Annotated in this window: 15 protein-coding genes; 11 read left to right on the forward strand and 4 right to left on the reverse strand. The window is 73.0% G+C overall.

The annotated features are described in order from the left end of the window. Positions 1-57: 57 nt before the first annotated feature. Together OG432_RS31140 and OG432_RS31145 are read right to left on the reverse strand one after the other, a co-directional pair. Positions 58-516, reverse strand: coding sequence for a DUF6643 family protein (locus tag OG432_RS31140; RefSeq protein WP_328314288.1), 459 nt, complete (start codon positions 514-516; stop codon positions 58-60). 321 nt (positions 517-837) lie between these two features. After that, complete coding sequence (locus OG432_RS31145; protein ID WP_328314289.1) at positions 838-1,434, reverse strand: hypothetical protein; 597 nt, start codon at positions 1,432-1,434, stop codon at positions 838-840. 350 nt (positions 1,435-1,784) lie between these two features. Between OG432_RS31145 and OG432_RS31150 the strand changes: the two genes are divergently transcribed. Both OG432_RS31150 and OG432_RS31155 read left to right on the forward strand, forming a co-directional pair. Beyond that, positions 1,785-3,164, forward strand: coding sequence for a hypothetical protein (locus tag OG432_RS31150; protein WP_328314290.1), 1,380 nt, complete (start codon positions 1,785-1,787; stop codon positions 3,162-3,164). A 219-nt stretch (positions 3,165-3,383) separates the two neighbouring features. Then, complete coding sequence (locus tag OG432_RS31155; RefSeq protein WP_328314291.1) at positions 3,384-4,682, forward strand: TerD family protein; 1,299 nt, start codon at positions 3,384-3,386, stop codon at positions 4,680-4,682. 10 nt (positions 4,683-4,692) lie between these two features. On the opposite strand, the gene OG432_RS31160 is transcribed toward OG432_RS31155, so the two are convergent. Continuing rightward, positions 4,693-5,883, reverse strand: coding sequence for a glycosyltransferase (locus tag OG432_RS31160; RefSeq protein ID WP_328314292.1), 1,191 nt, complete (start codon positions 5,881-5,883; stop codon positions 4,693-4,695). A gap of 81 nt (positions 5,884-5,964) precedes the next feature. Here OG432_RS31160 and OG432_RS31165 point away from each other — a divergent pair, with 81 nt between their 5' ends. The 6 genes from OG432_RS31165 to OG432_RS31190 all read left to right on the forward strand — a co-directional run bounded on the left by OG432_RS31165 (position 5,965) and on the right by OG432_RS31190 (position 12,477). After that, positions 5,965-6,747 (forward strand): glutamate racemase, encoded by a 783-nt coding sequence (locus OG432_RS31165; RefSeq protein ID WP_328314293.1) that lies wholly within the window; start codon positions 5,965-5,967, stop codon positions 6,745-6,747. Positions 6,748-6,793: 46 nt separating this feature from the next. Then, the gene (locus OG432_RS31170) at positions 6,794-7,381 is read left to right on the forward strand and encodes a hypothetical protein (RefSeq protein ID WP_328314294.1); all 588 of its coding nucleotides are present in this window, start codon (positions 6,794-6,796) and stop codon (positions 7,379-7,381) included. Between the two features lie 75 nt (positions 7,382-7,456). Further along, entirely contained in the window at positions 7,457-9,073 is a 1,617-nt protein-coding gene (gene lnt / locus OG432_RS31175) for an apolipoprotein N-acyltransferase (protein ID WP_443058492.1), read from the forward strand. A 35-nt stretch (positions 9,074-9,108) separates the two neighbouring features. After that, complete coding sequence (locus tag OG432_RS31180; protein ID WP_328314295.1) at positions 9,109-9,591, forward strand: NUDIX hydrolase; 483 nt, start codon at positions 9,109-9,111, stop codon at positions 9,589-9,591. Positions 9,592-9,647: 56 nt separating this feature from the next. Further along, the gene (locus OG432_RS31185) at positions 9,648-10,442 is read left to right on the forward strand and encodes a 3-hydroxybutyrate dehydrogenase (protein WP_328314296.1); all 795 of its coding nucleotides are present in this window, start codon (positions 9,648-9,650) and stop codon (positions 10,440-10,442) included. A 109-nt stretch (positions 10,443-10,551) separates the two neighbouring features. After that, on the forward strand, positions 10,552-12,477 hold the full coding sequence (locus OG432_RS31190; protein WP_328314297.1) for a helix-turn-helix domain-containing protein: 1,926 nt from the start codon (positions 10,552-10,554) through the stop codon (positions 12,475-12,477). A 67-nt stretch (positions 12,478-12,544) separates the two neighbouring features. On the opposite strand, the gene OG432_RS31195 is transcribed toward OG432_RS31190, so the two are convergent. Beyond that, a complete protein-coding gene (locus OG432_RS31195) occupies positions 12,545-13,933 on the reverse strand; it encodes an MFS transporter (RefSeq protein ID WP_328314298.1) in 1,389 nt (462 codons plus the stop codon). A 332-nt stretch (positions 13,934-14,265) separates the two neighbouring features. Here OG432_RS31195 and OG432_RS31200 point away from each other — a divergent pair, with 332 nt between their 5' ends. The 3 genes from OG432_RS31200 to OG432_RS31210 are packed head-to-tail and all read left to right on the forward strand — an operon-like array spanning position 14,266 to position 18,403. After that, entirely contained in the window at positions 14,266-16,635 is a 2,370-nt protein-coding gene (locus tag OG432_RS31200; protein ID WP_328314299.1) for an ABC transporter ATP-binding protein/permease, read from the forward strand. An 11-nt stretch (positions 16,636-16,646) separates the two neighbouring features. Beyond that, complete coding sequence (locus OG432_RS31205) at positions 16,647-17,387, forward strand: hypothetical protein (RefSeq protein ID WP_328314300.1); 741 nt, start codon at positions 16,647-16,649, stop codon at positions 17,385-17,387. Beyond that, positions 17,387-18,403, forward strand: coding sequence for a serine/threonine-protein kinase (locus tag OG432_RS31210; protein ID WP_328314301.1), 1,017 nt, complete (start codon positions 17,387-17,389; stop codon positions 18,401-18,403). The genes OG432_RS31205 and OG432_RS31210 overlap by 1 nt, the downstream gene beginning before the upstream one ends. The last annotated feature ends 4 nt before the right edge of the window (positions 18,404-18,407 follow it).

Genomic DNA, 18,407 nt, shown 5'->3' on the forward strand with positions numbered 1-18,407 from the left:
GAACACATTCTGCCAGCAGCGTCGGACAGGTGTCCGAGCGGCTCGACCCGGGTTCGGTCAGTACCCGGTGCCCTGGTAGGGGCGGTTGTACGGATCCTCGTACGGAGCGGGCGCGGGCCGGGGCGCGGCGGGCCGCATGGCCTCGTACCCGGTGCCCGGCGCCGGACGCTGCGGCATGGACTGCTGCCCCTGATAGCCGCGCGGGGCCGAGGGCTGCTGCGGGATGTACGGGGTGGCGGCGTGCTGCAGCGGCACCGGCTGCTGCATCTGCTGCTGGTACCCGTACGACGAAGCGTAGGAAGGGCTCTGCTGCGAAGGGGCGGCCGGCAGCGCGGGCAGCGCCGACGGAAGGGCCGGCAGGTAACTGCTGCTGCCGGTGTCGTAGAGGGAAGGCACTCGGATCGGGGCGATCTGAGGCGTGCCCCTTTCTGCGACGAGGGAGTCGTAGATGGGGGTGTCCGGGAAGAACGGCGCGGAGTAGTAACCGCCGCCATAGGTGGAGCGGGGGGAGGTCATGGCACATAAGTTAAGCCCACGATGTGGCCGTTGGGGAGCCCCAATCTCTGGGTCATCCGTTTTACGCCGGTTTTGGCCGCTTGACCTGCCGAAACATCCAACGACCGACCCTTCTCGGCCGGCCGGCCCGGGGTGCGAGGTGTGGCCCGCACACACTCCGGTCCACGGCCGTGTGTGCGTGAGACCGAAGGGCACACAGCGCGCCGACAACTCCCGTGACCTGTGCGGGAGTTGGCGGTCGCAGCCGGCGGATGGCGACGGGTGACGGCGCACGGGCCGCAGCACGGCCGCGTGCGCTCACGGTTCGGACGTGGGTGTGCTTCAGTTCTCGAAGTAGGCGTCGAGCACCGCTTCGAGGTGTTCGCCCCATCGGGCGAGCTCCGCTCGATCGGCGGCGTCGACATCGTGGGAGAAGCGTCGGGGCGCAGGCGTGTACACGGCGATGTGGAACCGCCGCGACCACCGAGGGGTGCGATATTCGACCGCGCTGACCTCGTCCCACCGGAAGTCGGCCTCCTCGTCGCGCAGCCGCAGCCGGATGCCCCGGTGGTCGGCGACGATCGAGCCCTGCCGGTCGGACATCTCGCATGCGGGCCGCTCGCCCGTGCCGGCGTCGCCGTCCGTGTCCGCGTCGGACTCCGCGGCGGCTTCGGCCGCGGTGTCCGCGCCGGCCTCGGTACCGGTGTCGGCTTGGGCGTCCGCGTCGCCGGGGCGGGCTTCGCCGCCCGTGTCCGGTTCGGCGGCGCCCGGATCCGCGGCGTCCTCGTTCGCCCGCCCCGCGCCGTCCGCTTCGGAGGCCGCGCCGGACAGCAGCTCCTCCGGCGCGGACGCGCGTGGCGGTACGAGGCCGGGGACGTACGCGGGATCCGTCGCGGCACCGGTCAGGGGCATGTACTGGTGTTCTGATCGCTGCTCCACGGGCGGAAGTATGGCCGAGGAACCTGTGTAGCCGTGAACCCGCCGGCCCTGTCGCCGGGGTCGGGCGCACCAATCGGACGCGAAGTCGTCCGTCTGGCTCAAAGGTCACATCCGCCCGGGATCCCCGCAGCCGGGGCCCGCCGACCCCCGAATGTCGAGCTCGGACTCGGCCGGACGCCTCCGCCGGCCGGCGCCCAGGCGCTCCTCGCCGCCCGGCCCACACGCCCCGCTCGAATAGCGCGGCCAGCCCCTTTGGGCTGATATAGGGCTGTATGTGCGTATCCCATGACGCACCGTGACAGCCGGAAGAAGCTGGCGTCGCGTCGAGGCACAACGAAGGAAGCCGAGTGATGTCATCCGATCAAAACCCTCCCCAGGACGAGCAGATCCCCATAGGTCCGGGTGACGAGCCCGGATTGCTTCTGCTCCGCACGGTGGTCGCCTCGCGCCCCATGCACGAGGTCGCCTCGCTCGTACACCTTCTGAACGAGGCCGGCGGCTACCCGCCGCCGGGCGACCAGGCGCTCCGCCTGGCCGCCGTCACGCGCTCGGTGAACGAGGTCCATCAGCTGATCTCCCTGGTGCAGGAGCCCCCCGGTACCGCCGAGGACGCCGGCACCGCCCTGCACGCCGCGGCGACGGAGCGGCCCATCGAGGACGTGGCCGCGCTGATCGCCAGGTTCGGCTCCGGCGACGACGAGCTCCGCGTGCGCGTCACCGAGGCCGCCGAGCGCCGCGCACGGGAGGCTGCGGAAGCCGGCCCCCCGGTACGGCCGGCCGGGACCGCCGACCCGCGTGGCCAGGTGGCTGAATCCGGTGACTCGCGTGTGCGGGCGGCCGGGGCCGGTGACCCGCGCGGGCATGTGGCCGAGGCCGGCGGGGCTCCGGCGCGGCCGGCCACGGCCGTCGACGCTCTGGAGGCTCCCGTGCGGGCGGCCGACGGCGCCGAGCGCCACGCACCGTCCGTCGGACCCACCGAATCCGCCGCGGCCGCCGAAGTGGCTGAACTCCCCGAAGTGGCCGACCCCGTGGGCTCAGCCGGCTCAGCCGGATCAGCCGACGAGCGGATGGCCGTGGCGCTGTCGGCGTCGCGAGCCGCCCCCGGTGGACCGGAGCCCATGGCTCCGTTCGCCCCGGCGCAAGCGGAGGCCCCTGCAGCGGGTCCGTCGGAAGCCCCGGCAGAGGTCCCGGCAGAGGTCCCGGCCGCGGCCCCGGCCGCTCCGGCCCCCGCCGCCGCGGAGGCGACGGCGCCTCCCCGCCCCGACGTGCCCCCCGCCCAGGCGTCGCCCGTCCCCGAGCCGGCCGCCGCGGCCCGGACACGCTCGTCCGCTTCGCTGCCCGTCCGGTCCGTCCTGAGGTGGCCGGCCGCGGTCGCCCTGCTGGTGATCGGCGCGATCCACCTGCCGACCGACCTCAGGGAGCTGCGCTCCGGCGACCTGGCGGCCGGTGCCTCCCTGGGCATCGCCGCCGTCTGCATCGCCCTGGCGTGCCTGCTGCCCCTCTACGACCCGCTGTGGGCCTGGATGGTCGGCGCGGCAGCCGCCGTCGGCATCGTCATCGCGCACTCCCTGGCGACCGAACTCAACTCCGTCCATCTGCTCAGGGACAGCCTGGGCAGTACGTTCACGGGCGCGACCCGGCTCATCGTGCTCTGCGCGGTGATCGCCGCCGCGCTGGCCGCGACCGTACTGACACGCAAGCCCAAGGTGCGCTCGGCCAACGAAGCCTGACCGCACCTGCCGTTGCGGCGCCCCGAACTCCGGTTGAATCCAAAGGAGTTCGCGGGCGCCGCGGCCTGTTCGGCGACGCGGCCCGTCCGAGCGGCCCGGCCGCGGTCCGGGGGCCGCGGCCGGGAGAGATGCTGGGAAGGCGGCCGGGGATTAAGTTGACGGTGCAGCATCTTTCGTCGCGGCGACGAGCGAGTACCGCGACCAGTGATGGGGGAGAGCATGTCCATGCTTAAAGGAGCCAACGTCCCGGTGCCGGCGCACTCGGTGCGCGTCGAGCTGGCCTGGCGATCCGGCCCCGGCGTGCCCGACGTCGATGCCTCGGCCCTCCTGCTGGCCGACGGCCGGGTCCGCTCGGACGCCGACTTCGTCTTCTACAACCAGCCGGCCCACTCCTCCGGCGCGGTGCGCCACGAAGGCAAGCGCTCGCAGCCCGACGCCGTGACGGACACCCTGGTCATCGACCTCGCGCAGATGGAGCAGGCCGTCGAGCGCGTCGTCCTGGCGGCGTCGGCCGACGGCGGCACCTTCGGCCGGGTTCCCGGGCTCGGCATCCGCGTCCTGGACGCGGCCACCGGCGCGGAACTCGCCCGCTTCGACAGCCAGGACGCCACCGTCGAGACCGCCTACATCCTCGGCGAGCTCTACCGGCGTCAGGGTGCCTGGAAGTTCCGCGCCGTCGGGCAGGGCTACGACAGCGGGCTCGAAGGCCTGGCGACGGATTTCGGCATCACCGTCGACAAGCCCCAGCAGCCGCCCGCTGCGCCCCCGGCCCCCTTCACGCCCTCGCTCCAGCCGCCCGCGCGGCCCGCCACGACCGCGCCGGCACCCACCGCGCAGGTACCGGTCGCGCCCACGCCTCCGCCGCCGTCCGCGGCGCCCGTACGCCTGTCCAAAGTCACCCTCACCAAGGAGGCCCCCCGCGTCTCGCTCGCCAAGCAGGGCGGTTCGTCCGGTGCGATGCGCGTCAACCTCAACTGGCAGACACGCAAGCAATTCAGCGGCTGGGGAGCCAAGTTGGGGCGCGCGGCCGCCAACCACTCCGACCTCGACCTCGACCTGTGCGCCCTGTACGAGCTCTCCGACGGCCGCAAAGGCGTCGTCCAGGCCCTGGGCAACGCGTTCGGCGCGCTCCACCAGCCCCCGTACGTCCACCTCGACGGCGACGACCGGACCGGCGCCGTCGAGTCCGGCGAGAACCTCACCGTCAACCTCGACCAGAAGGACAAGTTCCGCCGGCTCCTGATCTTCGTCACCATCTATGAGGGCGCGCGCAGCTTTGCCGACCTGCACGCCACGGTGACCCTCCAGCCGCAGTTCGGGGCCCCGGTCGAGTTCTTCCTCGACGAGTGCACCGTCCCGTCCACGGTCTGCGCGCTCGCGCTCATCACCAATGACGGCGGCGACCTCATCGTCCAGCGCGAAGCCCGCTACCTGGTGCCCGCCCGTGGGGTCAGCCCCCAGCGCACCGTCGACCAGACCTATGGCTGGGGCATGAACTGGACGCCAGGACGCAAGTGAGCGCCGGCCTTCACGACTGCTCGGGGGCGGCCTCGGGCCGGGCGTATGTGCGCCCCTTCCAGGCCGCGCCCCGGCCCCGGTAGTGCTGCACCGCCGAATCGACGGTCATCAGCAGGTAGAGGAGCGCGGTGAACGGCAGCGCAGGAGCGAGCCAGAGCGGTTGGCGGTAGTAGCGCAGCATCGGCACGTACGTCCCGGACATCACGAGCCAGGCGAGCCCGCCCGCCCAGGCCGCGCCCGCGCTGTCGAAGGCCAGGCCGGCCAGGCAGGTGAGCGGCGGCGCCAGATAGACCAGGGCGAGCCCCGCGACCGTGCCCACCAGCATCAGCGGGCTGTGCCGCAGCTGCGCGTACGCGCTGCGCGAGACCATCCGCCACAGGTCCCCCAGGCGCGGATAGGGGCGCACACTGTCCACCCGGTCCGCTAGGCCCAGCCAGACCCGCCCGCCCGACCCGCGCACGGCGCGCGCCACGGACACGTCGTCGATCACCGCGTGGCGCACCGCGTCGGGCACGCGCGCCCGCTGCGCCGCGTCGGCGCGCAGCAGCACGCAGCCGCCCGCCGCGGCCGTGGCACGGGCCTTCGCTGCGTTGATCCAGCGAAACGGGTACAGCTGGGCGAAGAAGTAGACGAACGCCGGGACGATCAGGCGCTCCCAGCCGCTCGCCACGCGCAGCCGCGCCATCTGCGACACCAGGTCGAAGCCGCCGCCCCGCGCCGCGGCCACCAGCGCACGCAGGCTGTCCGGCGCGTGCGCGATGTCGGCGTCGGTGAGCAGCAGGTACTCCGGATCGCGCAGGCGCGCGAGGGCGATGCCCTGGCGCAGCGCCCACAGCTTGCCCGTCCAGCCCGCTTCCGGCTCGCCCGGGGAGACCACGTTCAGCGGCAGACCTCCGTGCCGCTCGGCGAGGGAGCGGGCCAGTGCGCCGGTCCCGTCCGAGCTCCCGTCGTCCACGAGGAAGATCTCCGCGCGCCCGGGATAGTCCTGGGCGAGCAGGGAGGGAAGACTCATCGGCAGCACCTCCGCCTCGTCGCGGGCGGGCACCACGACCGCGACATCCGGCCACGTTCCGAGCTCGGCGGATCCGGGCTCGGCGCGGGGAGGCAGACGCTGGTCGGTGCGCCAGAAGAAACCCTGCCCGAGCAGCAGCCAGAGCCAGACGATCAAGGACACCAGGGCGATCCATACGAGGGCGCTCACCCGCCGCAGTCTGCCCCACGGGCCGGTCCGCGCACGGGACCTCGGCCGAAATCGCCGGGGGCCGTCGACTATGGTGACCGGGTGAAGATCGCGCTCATGGACTCCGGAATCGGCCTGCTCGCCGCGACCGCCGCGGTGCGTCGGCTCCGCCCCGACGCCGACATCGTGATCTCGTCCGACCCCGACGGCATGCCATGGGGTCCGCGCACCCCCGACGACATCGCGGAGCGCGCTCTCGCCGTGGCCGGGGCCGCCGCAGCCCAGGAACCGGACGCCCTGATCATCGCCTGCAACACCGCATCGGTGCATGCGCTGCCCGCGATCCGCGCCGCCCTGGAACCCCGGATCCCGGTGATCGGCACGGTGCCCGCGATCAAGCCGGCCGCGGCGGGCGGCGAGCCCTTCGCGATCTGGGCGACCCCGGCCACCACCGGCAGCACCTACCAGCGCGGACTGATCAGCGAGTTCGCCGCCGGTGTTCCCGTCACGGAGGTGCCCTGCCACGGTCTCGCCGAAGCCGTGGAGCACGCCGACGACGCCGCGATCGACGCCGCTGTCGCCGCTGCCGCGGCGCTCACCCCGAATGGCGCAAGGACCGTCGTCCTCGGCTGCACCCATTACGAGCTGGTGGCCGGACGCATCCGTACGGCCCTGCGCCCCGGGGGCGGGCCGCTCACTTTCTTCGGCAGCGCCCAGGCGGTGGCCGCCCAGGCGCTGCGCCGTGCGGGCATCGCCCCCGCGCCCGACGCCGCCCAGGTCGGGGCCCTGACCGTGCTGCTCAGCGGCCGCGTCGGCGCCCTGCCCGATGTCGCCCTCGCCTACCCCGAAGGGCGCCTGCTCCAGACCGTGAGCACCGCTCACTGAGAGCCGAGCGGTGCCCTGACGGCGGAACGTGAGTACGCTGCTAGGCATGAGGGAAGCGTTCCCGGAGTACCCCACGCCCCCCGAGCCCCGTCCCGGATCCGGTGCCACCGAGCAGCCGCCCGAGGTCTGGATCGGCCGGGCCACCAACCGCGTCCAGTGGCTCCTCGCGGCCGGCGGCGCGGCGTGCATCGCTCTCGGCGTCGAGCTCGCCGTCGACTCCACCTGGACCTCGGGCGTCCTCCCGCTCCTGATGTCCGTCATCGGCTGTCTCGCCGCCGGGCTCCTCGTCCTCTTCGGGACCCTCGCGTTCGTCCATGTGGCCGTCCGGGTCGAGGGCGACTGTCTGGAAGTGCGCTGCGGCCACATCGGGCTGCCCCGCCGCACCATCCGCCTCGACCACGTGGTCGGCGCCGACTTCGTGCCGCGCGTCACCCCGCGCCAGTGGGGCGGCTGGGGCTACCGCTGGCGTCCCGAGATCGGCACCGCCGTCGTCGTACGGCGCGGCGAGGGCATGGCGCTCAAGCTCGGTGACGGGCGCGTCTTCACGGTCACGGTCGACGACGCCGAAGCGGCCGTCCGGATCATCCGCAACCGGCTGCGGCTGCTCGGCACCGCAAAGCCCCTCGAAGCCTGACGCCCCGCGCCGTCCGCCCCGCGCCGTCCCGTCCGGACTCCCGCGCACACAGCGAGCGGCCGTAGACTCCGCCGGGTGAGCACCACCAAAGCCCCCACCACCGCCCCGGGCCGGCCCGGCGCGCGGCCCGCTGCCACCTCGCGGCCGCGCCGGCTGCTGAACCGTCTCGTCAGGCCGGGGGTGGCCGCATTCGGCGGGGTGCTCCTGTATCTGAGCTTCCCTCCGAGGCCCCTGTGGTGGCTGGCGCTGCCCGCGTTCGCCGTCTTCGGCTGGGTGCTGCGCGGCCGGAGCTGGAAGGCGGGCCTCGGCCTCGGCTACCTCTTCGGTCTCGGCTTCCTGCTGCCGCTCCTGGTGTGGACCGGTGTCGAGGTGGGCCCCGGGCCGTGGCTCGGGCTCGCCGCGATCGAGGCGCTGTTCATCGGCGCGGCGGGAGCGGGCACCGCGGTGGTCTCCCGGCTGCCCCTGTGGCCCCTGTGGGCCGCCACCCTGTGGGTCGCCGCCGAGGCCGTCCGCGCCCGCGCCCCCTTCGGCGGCTTCCCCTGGGGCAAGGTCGCCTTCGGCCAGGCGGACGGGACCTTCCTGCCGCTCGCCGCCCTGGGCGGCACCCCCGTGCTCGGCTTCGCCGTGGCGCTGTGCGGATTCGGACTGTACGAATGCCTGCGCCAGGCGCTGCGCCTTCGCCGCACGGGAAGCCTGCGCAAGGGCGCGGCGGCGACCGCGCTGCTCACGGTCGTCGTGCCGGTCGCGGCGTCGTTCGGGGCGCGCGGCCTGGTCAGCGACTCCGCCGAGGACGGCACCGCGACCGTCGCCGTGATCCAGGGCAACGTGCCCCGCCTCGGCCTCGACTTCAATTCCCAGCGCCGGGCCGTGCTCGACTACCACGTACGGGAGACGCTCCGGCTCGCCGACAAGGTCAAGGCGGGCAAGGAGCCCCAGCCCGACTTCGTCCTGTGGCCGGAGAACTCCTCCGACGTCGACCCCTTCGTCGACGACGACGCACGCGCGATCATCGACCAGGCCGCCAAGACCATCGGCGCACCGATCTCGGTCGGCGCGGTGGTGGGCGGCTACGGGACGAAGCTCTACAACGAGCAGGTCCAGTGGGACCCGGAACTGGGGCCCGTCGCCACCTACGACAAGCGGCAGATCCAGCCGTTCGGCGAGTACATTCCACTGCGCGGCCTCATCGGCACCTTCGCCCCCGGGTACACCTCCATGGTGCGCCAGGACTTCAACCGGGGCACCAAGCCGGGCGTGTTCACCATGGCGGGCACCAAGGTCGGCATGGCCACCTGTTACGAGGCCGCCTTCGACTGGGCGGTGCGCGACACCGTCACCGCGGGCGCCCAGCTGATCTCCGTGCCGAGCAACAACGCCACCTTCGACCGCAGCGAGATGACCTATCAGCAGCTCGCCATGAGCCGGGTGCGGGCCGTCGAGCACAGCAGGACCGTCACCGTCCCCGTCACCAGCGGTGTCAGTGCGGTGATCATGCCCGACGGCAAGGTCGTCCGGAAGACCGCTCTGTTCACCCCGGCCTCGCTCGTGGCGAAGGTGCCGCTGCGCTCCTCGCAGACGCCCGCGACGCGACTGGGCACGCTGCCGGAGTGGGCGCTCGTCGCGGCCGCCGCGGCGGGCCTGGCCTGGGCGATCACCCGGAACGTGCGCGGGCGCCGCGACTCCAGGGGCTGACCGGCCGGTCCCCGGTGGCCGTTAGGGTCGAGAGCATGGCAACTCCTGACTTCATCCGAGACATCCGGGCCGTCGCCGGGCACCAGCTGCTTCTGCTGCCGGGCGTGAGCGCGATCGTCTTCGACGACGAGGGCCGGGTCCTGCTCGGCCGCCGCGCGGACACCGGCCAGTGGTCGACGATCGGCGGGATCCCCGAGCCGGGGGAGGAGCCGGCGCACACCGCGGTGCGTGAGGTGTACGAGGAGACCGGCGTACGGTGCGTCGCCGAGCGGGTCGTCCTTGTGGAGGCGGCGCACACTCCCGTCGTCTATCCCAACGGTGACGTGTGCCAGTTCATGGACATCGCCTTCCGCTGTCGCGCCACCGGGGGCGAGGCCCGCGTCAACGACGACGAGTCGCTCGACGTGGGCTGGTTCACCATGGACGCCCTGCCGAAGCTCAGCGAGTTCGCGCTGTTCCGCATCAAGCAGGCACAGGCGGACGGCCCCACATGGTTCCAACCCAGCACCGAGCTCTGAAGTGTGTGCGCTGACCACATGGGTGAGGGTGGGGCGGACTGCCTAGGGTCGAGAGCATGACCGCGCCCCTCACCCCCGCCCACTCCGTCACCGTCGACCTGCGAGGACGCGGCGCACTCGTCACCGGCGCGGCCGGCGGCATCGGCCGCGCCTGCGCCCTGCGGCTCGCCTCGGCCGGAGCCGAGGTCAGGGCGGTGGACCGGGACGCGGCAGGGCTCGACGACCTCGTGGCCCGAGCGGCCGGGCTCAGCGGCACCGTGCACCCCCTCGTCCTCGACCTCACCGACCTCGACGCCGCCGAACGGGCCGCAGCGGGCACCGACATCCTGGTGAACAACGCCGGGCTCCAACTGGTGCGCCCCATCGAGGAGTTCCCGCCCGACGTCTTCCACACGGTCCTCACCGTCATGCTCGAAGCCCCGTTCCGTCTGATCAGGGGAGCGCTGCCCCACATGTACGCGCGGGGCTGGGGGCGCATCGTCAACCTGTCGTCGGTGCACGGGCTGAGGGCCTCCGCCTTCAAGTCGGCCTATGTGGCCGCCAAACACGGCCTCGAAGGCCTCTCCAAGACCGCCGCCCTCGAAGGCGCCCCGCACGGCGTCACATCGAACTGCGTCAGCCCCGGCTATGTGCGCACGCCCCTGGTGGAACGGCAGATCGCCGACCAGGCCGCGGCCCACGGCATACCGGAGGAACGCGTGCTCACCGAGGTCCTCCTCAAGGACGCCGCGCTCAAACGACTCCTCGAGCCGCACGAGGTCGCCGAGGCCGTCGCGTATCTCTGCACCCCGCAGGCGTCGTTCATCACCGGCACCTCGCTGGCTCTCGACGGGGGATGGACCGCCCACTGAGCCGCCGGCCTCCGCGGTGGCACCGCTCGCTCCGCTCGTTGTCCTGCACCCCTCAAGAGTTGTCCACAGGCCTGGCGAGGCCGCACGTCCGGCAGGTATCCCTGTGACCATGACCCACCACCACGCGCACGCCGGCGACCATCCGGAAGCCCCCTACCTGGAACTCCTCGCGCGCGGCGCGCCGGCCGAGGCGTACGACAGCCCGGCCCTGATCGCCCGCGCCGACGGCGCGGGCCCCGACACGCTCGCGGACCTGGACTCGATGCGCCGGCTCGCCCTGCGCGTACGCGCCGACCTCGAAGGACGCAGACGCCGCGAGGCCGAGCTCTCCGCCCTGTTCGAGACCGCCCACGACCTCGCGGGACTGCGCGACCTGGACGCCGTGCTGCGCGCCATCGTGCAACGCGCCCGCTCGCTGCTGCGCACCGAGGTCGCCTACCTCAGCCTCAACGACCCCGCAGCGGGCGACACATACATGCGCGTCACCGAAGGATCGGTGGCCGCCCGCTTCCAGCAGCTGCGGCTCGGCATGGGCGAAGGCCTCGGCGGGCTCGTCGCGCAGACCGCCCGCCCGTACGTCACCTCCAGCTACTTCGACGACGAACGCTTCCAGCACACCAGCGCCATCGACACCGGCGTACGCGACGAAGGCCTCGTCGCGATCCTCGGCGTTCCCCTGATGCTCGGCAGCACCGGCAGCACGGTCATCGGGGTGCTGTTCGCGGCCGACCGGCACCCCCGGGTCTTCGCCCGCGAGGAGATCGCCCTGCTCGGCTCGTTCGCGGCGCACGCCGCCGTCGCCATCGACACCGCCAACCTCCTGGCCGAGACCCGCTCGGCCCTCGCCGAACTGGAGAGGGCCAACGCGACGATCCGGGACCACAGCGCGGTCCTCGAACGGGCTTCGGAAGCGCACGACCGGCTCACCGAACTGGTCCTGCGCGGCGGCGGAGTCCACGACGTGGCCGAAGCGGTGTCCGAAGTCCTGGCCGGCACCGTGGAGTTCGCCGACGCCGACTCGCCCCATACCGCCGTCCTGCGGCTCAGCGGCACCGACGGCCACGCGATGCGCCACGGCGACGACTGGCTCGCCGGAGTGTCGGCCGGCGGCGAACTCCTGGGCGCCCTGGTCCTGCACGGCCACCCCGGCCTCGATCCCGTCGACCGGCGCACCCTGGAACGGGCCGCGATGGTCACCTCGCTGCTCCTGCTCGCCCGGCGCTCGGCGGGCGAGGCCGAACAGCGGGTGCGGGGCGAGCTGTTGGACGATCTCCTGGACGCGCCGGGCCGGGACCGGCAGGTGCTGCGCGAACGCGCCGCCCGCCTGCACGCCGACCTCGACGCCCCGCACGTGGTGCTCGCCGCGCGCATCGACGGCCCCGTCCCCACCCCCGCCGCCCGCCGCACCGCGGACCGCCGGCGCATCGGCTCCGCCGCCGCGTACCTGGCCGCCACCCGCCACGGCCTCGCCTCGACACGGGACGGCGGTACGGTGCTGCTTCTGCCGCTCGGCCCCGGCGACACCCCGGCCGAGACCGCCCGCCAGACCGCGAAGCAACTCGGCGGCGCGCTGCGCGAGCCCGTCACGGTCGGCGCGTCCGGCGCCGTCGCGGCCCCGGCCCTGACACCCGGGGCCGTCGCCGCCGCCTACGCCGAGTCCCGCCGCTGCCTGGAGGCCCTGCGGCTGCTGGGCCGCACGGGCGAGGGCGCCGCCGCCCAGGAACTCGGCTTCCTCGGGCTGCTGCTCGCGGACACCCAGGACATCCACGGATTCGTCGAGCGCACGATCGGCTCGGTCGTGGCGTACGACAAGAAGCGCGGCACCGCCCTGGTCCGCACGCTCGACGCCTACTTCGCCAACGGCATGAGCCCCGCCCGTACCAAGGAGCATCTCCACGTCCATGTGAACACCGTGGCCCAGCGGCTGGAACGGATCGGGCGGCTCCTCGGCCCCGACTGGCAGACACCGGCCCGCGCCCTGGAGATCCAGCTGGCCCTCCGCCTCCATGTGGCGGGCCCGGCCACAAGGCCCTGAGGAGCGGGGCGTCACCACGCCGGTGCCCCGCTCCAACGGGCCTTTGCGGCAAGGCAGTTCAGGCAGTTCAGGCGGTCCGGGCATCGCCGCCCGGCGCCGGTGCCGGGGCCGCGTGCCGCACGGTCCCGCCCGTCTCGACGTGGTCCAGATCCCGCCGACGCGTCTCCTGCGCACAGCCGACGGCGAGCAGTGTGAGCAGCACGGCCGCGATGACGTACAGGGCGATGGGAGTGGAGGTGCCGTAGTCGGACAGCAGCGCCGTCGCGATGAGCGGGGCGGGCGCACCGGCCGCGACGGAGGAGAACTGGGCGCCGATCGAGGCCCCGGAGTACCGCATCCGGGTCGCGAACATCTCGGCGAAGAACGCCGCCTGCGGCGCGTACATCGCCCCGTGGAAGACCAGACCCACGGTGACGGCCAGGATCAGGTGTCCGAAGCTCCCGGTGTCGATCAGCGCGAAGAACGGGAACATCCAGGCGCCCACGCCCACCGCCCCGATCACATACACCGGCCTGCGTCCGATGCGGTCGGAGAGTGCGCCCCACGCCGGGATGACCACGAAGTGCACGGCGGAGGCGATGAGGACGGCGTTGAGCGCCGTCTGCTTGGCCATCCCGGCCGACGTCGTCGCGTACACGAGGATGAACGCGGTGATCACGTAGTAGCTGATGTTCTCCGCCATCCTCGCCCCCATGGCGACGAGGACATCGCGCCAGTGGTCGCGCAGCACCGCGACGAGGGGTGGCCGCTCGGTCGCGCCGTCGGACGTCCGGGCCGCGGCGCGCGCCAACGCGGCCTTGAACACCGGCGATTCGTCGACGGAGAGCCGGATCCACAGGCCGACCAGGACGAGCACACCCGACAGCAGGAACGGTATGCGCCAGCCCCATGCCGAGAAGGCGTCGTCGCTCAGCAGGCCGGTCAGCGCGGACAGCACCCCCGCGGCGAGCAACTGCCCCGCGGGCGCGCCGGTCTGCGGCCACGAGGACCAGAACCCGCGCCGCCGGGCATCCCCGTGCTCCGACACGAGCAGCACGGCACCGCCCCACTCGCCGCCCAACGCGAACCCCTGCACCAGGCGCAACGCGGTGAGCAGCACGGGAGCCGCGGCGCCGACGGTGGCATGGGTGGGCAGCAGCCCGATGCCGAAGGTGGCGCCGCCCATCATGACCAGACTCACCACGAGCAGCTTCTTGCGCCCGAGCCGGTCCCCGAAGTGCCCGAAGACCAGGGCCCCGAGCGGCCGCGCCGCGAACCCGACGGCGTAGGTGAGAAAGGAGAGCAGGGTGCCGACGAGGGGCGCGGAGCCGGGGAAGAACAGCTTGTTGAACACGAGCGCTGCGGCCGACCCGTAGAGAAAGAAGTCGTACCACTCGATGGTGGTCCCGATGAGACTGGCGGCGACGATGCGCGTGAGGTTGGCGGGTGGTGGGGGAACGGCTGCGGGGGAGGACATCGGCACCACTTCCCGGGGTTCGACGGGGACGATTGACGTGTTGCCACACCGTAGGAACACGCAGGTCAGCGGCGTATGTGGTGGGACACCACAGTTCCGTGCCCGGGGGTGGGCGAGGCTGTCCGGGGACATGAGGGCGGTGAGCCCTGTGAAGAGGCCTGGAGAGGATGCCGGAAAGCTCGCGGGCGAGGGTGTGAGCCAGGTCTTTCGCCGGACGGACGCCGGTGTGGGCCGGCTCCGGCGGGGATCCGCCCCCGTGCCCGCCCCGGCCGAGAGCGCGCGGCCGCCCTCGGCCCAGGCGGGAACGCGGGCGAATGGGTAGAATTCGGGTCATGGGAGAGTGGCGGCCCCGTGCGGCGACCGCGCCCGAACTCGTCCTGGAGACGGACACCGGCTCCACGGTGATGAGTCCGAGCCGGGACTATCACGTGGGGCGCGACCCTTCGGGCGACATCGTCCTCGACGACGCCCGCGTCTCGTGGCATCACGCCGTCCTCCATGCCGAGTTCGATCACTGGACGATCGAGGACGAGCACAGCACCAACGGCACGTACGCCGACGGACGGCGCATCCAGGAGTGGGACATCGGGCCGGGCAGCGTCATCCGCTTCGGCAACGTCACGGACGGCCCCCGAGCGGTGCTCGTCGGCCGTGCTCCTGCCGAGCCGGTGCCCGCCGAGCGTCCGTCCTCCGTCAGCATGCCCTCGGCCACGGGCACGTTCCGGCAGCCGACGACCGTGCGCCCGTTGCCCGCCCGCACGGTCCGCATCGGCCGCGCCGACGACAACGACGTGGTCATCGACGACCTGCTCGTCTCCCGCCGGCACGCCGAACTGCGGGTCCTCGCGGACGGCACGTACGAGATCGTCGACGTCGGCAGCCACAACGGCACCTACCTCAACGGCCAGCCGGTGGCCCGCGCACCGGTCGCGCCGGGGGACATCGTCGGCGTCGGCCACCGTGCCTACTGCCTCGTGGGGGACGAGCTGCAGGAGTACGTCGACACGGGCGAGGTGTCGCTCGACGTCCAGGACCTGACGGTCACCGTCGACCGCGGCCGCAAGACGCTCCTCGACCAGGTGTCCTTCCCCGTGGGCGAGAAGTGTCTGCTGGCCGTCGTCGGGCCCAGCGGCGCGGGGAAGTCCACCCTGCTCAACGCTCTCACCGGGCTGCGTCCCGCTGACGGCGGCACCGTCCTCTACGACGGCCGCGACCTCTACCGCGACTACGCGGAACTCCGCCAGCGCATCGGTCTCGTACCGCAGGACGACATCCTGCACGCCCAGCTGACCGTGCGCCGCGCCCTCGGATACGCAGCCGAACTCCGTTTTCCCCAAGACACCGAGAAGGCGGAACGCCAGGCCAGAGTCGACGAGGTCATCCGCGAACTCGGCCTGGAACAACGCGTCGACCAGCCCATCCACAGCCTCTCCGGCGGCCAGCGCAAGCGCGTCAGCGTCGCACTCGAACTGCTGACGAAACCGTCGCTGCTCTTCCTCGACGAGCCGACGTCCGGGCTCGACCCCGGCATGGACCGCTCGGTGATGCACATGCTGCGCGGCCTGGCCGACGACGGCCGCACGGTCATCGTCGTCACGCACAGCGTGCTCAGCCTCGACGTGTGCGACCGGCTCCTGGTGCTCGCCGCGGGCGGCAGGATCGCCTACTACGGACCGCCCCACGACGCGCTCCTGTTCTTCGGCTTCACCCAGTGGCCGGAGGCGTTCGAAGCCTTCGAGGGGGACCGTGACCGGGACTGGGCGCGGGACTACCGGGAATCGCCGTTCCACCAGCGGTACATCGCCAACTCCTCCGTGCAGCCGTTCCCCGGGCCGCCGGCGCGGACCGGCGACCCGGCGCCCGCGCCCTTCACGCCGCCGCCGAAGCCGCAGAGCTGGGGATCCCAACTGCGCACCCTGGTAAGGCGATACGCGGCCGCGCTCGGCGCGGACCGGACGTTCCTCGCGATCATGATCGCGCTGCCGTTCGTGATGGGCGCCATGGCGCGCGCCCTCGCGGGGAGCCGGCTGACGCAGGAGACGGCGATGAACGCGCTGCTCATCCTCTGCGTGGGCGGAGTCCTGACCGGTGCCGCCAACGCGGTCCGTGAGCTGGTCAAGGAGCGCGTCATCTACCGGCGAGAACGAGCGGTGGGGCTGTCCAGATCGGCGTACCTGATGTCCAAGGTCGTCGTACTGGGAACGATCACCGTGCTGCAGGCCGTCGTTCTGACCCTGGTCGCCCTGCTCGGTGTCGATCTCAACGCACCCGGCGGCAAAGGCGTGCTCCTGCCGCCGCTGGCGGAAGTCGCCTTGGCGGTGGCCCTGCTGGCGTTCACCGCCATGATGCTGGGACTCCTCGTATCGGCGCTCGTGCGCAAGGAGGAGGTGACGATGCCGCTGCTCGTGCTCCTCGCCATCGTCCAAGTCGTGTTCTGCGGCGCACTCCTGAAACTGAACGGGGTGCCCGGTGTGGAACAGCTCGCGTGGCTCGTGCCGTCGCGCTGGGCGCTCGGCGCCATGGCGGGGACCATCGGCCTCGGCAGGATCGTCCCGGGGGACCTGACCACCGACCCGCTGTTCGCGCACTCCGCGGGGGTCTGGCTGCTCAACATGGGCATGCTCGTCGTGCTCTCGCTCGTCTTCGGATACGCGGTCGCGAGGCTGCTGCGCCGCCACGAACCCGCCGTCATGCGGAAGTAGGAGCACCGGCGATGACCACTGCGGACTTCCGCCCCACACATGTCGTCCCCCAGGACGGGCTGCCCGCCTGGGAGGCACCGGACGTCGACGGTCCGACGACGCCGCTGGACGCGCTGCTGCCCGTGCAACTGGTCGACCGGCTCGGCGACTGGGGCCGGATCGTCTGCGCCAACGGCTGGTCGGCATGGGTCGACGGCCGGCTCCTGCTCGCGGTGCCGCGGGATCCGCCGGGCGCGGGCGGGCCGCTGACCCGCACGGCCGACCCGCGCCCGCTGCTTGCCAGGGCCGAGGACGCGGTCGCCGGCTACCGGCGCGCGACGGAGGACCTGGTGGGCGGCAGCGCCGACGGCCAGTCCTTCCGGCGCCGGACGCGCGGACTGCGGGTGGGGGTGGTCGTGGACGGCGAATCGGTATGGCTGTACGACGCCGAACACGAGCGGTGGGTGTACTGCGACGGGGCGCGGCTCACCACGTACGCGGCGGGGGAGGGGCCGAGCGTCGAGGGAGCCGGGGCGGGAGAGCGCGCTGGCGAGGGTGTGGAGGTCGGTGGCGGGGAGGGGCCCGCCGGGCCGGAAGCGACGCGGGTGGTCGGGTCGGGGGCCCGTTCGCCCGTCGAGGAACCCACCGCCGTCGTCCCGGCCGTGCCGGGCGCGGCCGACGACGGTGACGGCGGCGGGGCGGGGCCGGGGGAGACGCGAGTGGTCGAGGCGGCGGCAGATCCCGCGCCTCCGCTCCGGCCCGGTGACGGCTGATGGCACCCGTACCGGGGGAGCCCGGCACGGGCCCGCACTCCGGGCGGCCCTCCGAGCTGATCGGGAAGCAGATCGCGGGCTACCGGATCGAGGGTGAGATCGGCCGGGGCGGCATGGCCGTCGTCTACCGCGCCAAGGACCTGCGCCTCGACCGGACCGTCGCCCTCAAGCTTCTCGCGCCCGAACTCGCCCGCAACGACACCTTCCGGCAGCGCTTCACGTACGAGTCACGCGTGGCCGCCTCGATCGAGCACCCGCACATCGTGCCGGTCTTCGAGGCGGGGGAGACGGACGGGGTGCTCTACATCGCCATGCGGTACGTCCCCGGCCGCGATCTGCGCCATCTGCTCGACCACACGGGCCCGCTCTCCGTCACCGCCGCCCTCCGCATCGCCACGCAGGTCGCGTCAGCGCTCGACGCGGCGCACGACCACGGGCTCGTCCACCGCGACGTCAAACCCGGCAACATCCTCGTGGCCAAGGGCACGGACAGCGACCATCCGGAGCACGCCTACCTCACGGACTTCGGCCTCACGAAGAAGTCGCTCTCGCTGACCGGGTTCACGACCGTGGGCCAGTTCGTCGGCACCCTCGACTACGTGGCCCCGGAGCAGATATCGGGCCGGCCGGTGGACGGCCGATGCGATGTCTACAGCCTCGCCTGTGTCGTGTACGAGACCATGGCGGGCGGGCCGCCGTTCCGGCGCGACGACGACATCGCCCTCCTGTGGGCCCATCAGTACGACGAGCCGCCCCGCCTGACGCAGGAACGACCCGGTGTCGCCGCCGCCCTCGACGGGGTCCTCGCGCGGGCGCTGGCCAAGAGCCCCGAGGACCGGTACGGCTCCTGCCTCGCATTCACCGCCGCGCTGCGGGCCGCGGCCACGGCGGGCGCCGCGACGGGCCACCCCGCGACACGGGTGGACCGCCATGTCGTGGGAATGCCGGCCGGTCCCGGCGCGCCTCCCGAGCCGCCCCGCTGGGCCCGGCCGGTCTTCCGGGGCCTGAACGGCTGACCCG

The sequence above is a fragment of the Streptomyces sp. NBC_00442 genome (assembly GCF_036014195.1).
Classification (GTDB): Bacteria; Actinomycetota; Actinomycetes; order Streptomycetales; family Streptomycetaceae; genus Streptomyces.

Bases quoted from the DNA above. Each gene is read 5' to 3' on its own strand.
- OG432_RS31140 (WP_328314288.1), bottom strand. From the start codon at position 516: ATGACCTCCCCCCGCTCCACCTATGGCGGCGGTTACTACTCCGCGCCG.
- OG432_RS31150 (WP_328314290.1), top strand. From the start codon at position 1,785: ATGTCATCCGATCAAAACCCTCCCCAGGACGAGCAGATCCCCATAGGT.
- OG432_RS31155 (WP_328314291.1), top strand. From the start codon at position 3,384: ATGTCCATGCTTAAAGGAGCCAACGTCCCGGTGCCGGCGCACTCGGTG.
- OG432_RS31170 (WP_328314294.1), top strand. From the start codon at position 6,794: ATGAGGGAAGCGTTCCCGGAGTACCCCACGCCCCCCGAGCCCCGTCCC.
- OG432_RS31180 (WP_328314295.1), top strand. From the start codon at position 9,109: ATGGCAACTCCTGACTTCATCCGAGACATCCGGGCCGTCGCCGGGCAC.
- OG432_RS31185 (WP_328314296.1), top strand. From the start codon at position 9,648: ATGACCGCGCCCCTCACCCCCGCCCACTCCGTCACCGTCGACCTGCGA.
- OG432_RS31190 (WP_328314297.1), top strand. From the start codon at position 10,552: ATGACCCACCACCACGCGCACGCCGGCGACCATCCGGAAGCCCCCTAC.
- OG432_RS31195 (WP_328314298.1), bottom strand. From the start codon at position 13,933: ATGTCCTCCCCCGCAGCCGTTCCCCCACCACCCGCCAACCTCACGCGC.
- OG432_RS31200 (WP_328314299.1), top strand. From the start codon at position 14,266: ATGGGAGAGTGGCGGCCCCGTGCGGCGACCGCGCCCGAACTCGTCCTG.
- OG432_RS31205 (WP_328314300.1), top strand. From the start codon at position 16,647: ATGACCACTGCGGACTTCCGCCCCACACATGTCGTCCCCCAGGACGGG.
- OG432_RS31210 (WP_328314301.1), top strand. From the start codon at position 17,387: ATGGCACCCGTACCGGGGGAGCCCGGCACGGGCCCGCACTCCGGGCGG.